This window comes from Anaerobacillus sp. MEB173 (genome assembly GCF_052119505.1).
Lineage (GTDB): Bacteria > Bacillota > Bacilli > Bacillales > JBJMAU01 > JBJMAU01.
The window spans coordinates 1-574 of record NZ_JBJMAU010000064.1; the positions used below are offsets into that span (position 1 = coordinate 1).

The window sequence follows — 574 nt, forward strand, 5'->3', positions numbered from 1 at the left end:
GGAACGTGGTTACTTCTTGTATTGCTTTAAATAAATTTGGTGGAGCCTAGCGGGATCGAACCGCTGACCTCCTGCGTGCAAGGCAGGCGCTCTCCCAGCTGAGCTAAGGCCCCGAAGTATTATTGATGATTATTCAATGAGGTCTCCCCTGTTTCTTCCTCTACTTGCATTGCTTCGATGTATGCTGCGTCGAAACAACTCGTAGCGATTCACAGAAGTTTAGCTCGTAGCTGAGCTAAGGCCCCAAGTTGAATTTAGAATTAATAATGTAGAATTTAGAATTAAAACCTTCTTGAGTTACCCAAGAAGCAATTTTACATTACATTTATGGTGGGCCTAAGTGGACTCGAACCACCGACCTCACGCTTATCAGGCGTGCGCTCTAACCAGCTGAGCTATAGGCCCATAAAACTTAATTTATAATTTAAAATTTATAATGTAGAATTAAAACCTTCTTTGAGTTACACAAGAAGCAACTCTAAACTCTACATTCTAAACTCTAAACTAACGAGAGATAGTTCTCTCAAAACTGAACAAAAAGCACAAGCGTCATTTCACACAAAATGTGCAAAAC

2 tRNA genes are annotated in these 574 nt (G+C 40.6%); both read right to left on the reverse strand.

The annotated features are described in order from the left end of the window. Nucleotides 1-37: 37 nt before the first annotated feature. Nucleotides 38-113 (reverse strand) — tRNA-Ala (locus ACJ2A9_RS23750). A gap of 215 nt (nt 114-328) precedes the next feature. Continuing rightward, a tRNA-Ile gene (locus tag ACJ2A9_RS23755) sits at nt 329-405 on the reverse strand. Nucleotides 406-574 lie beyond the last annotated feature (169 nt).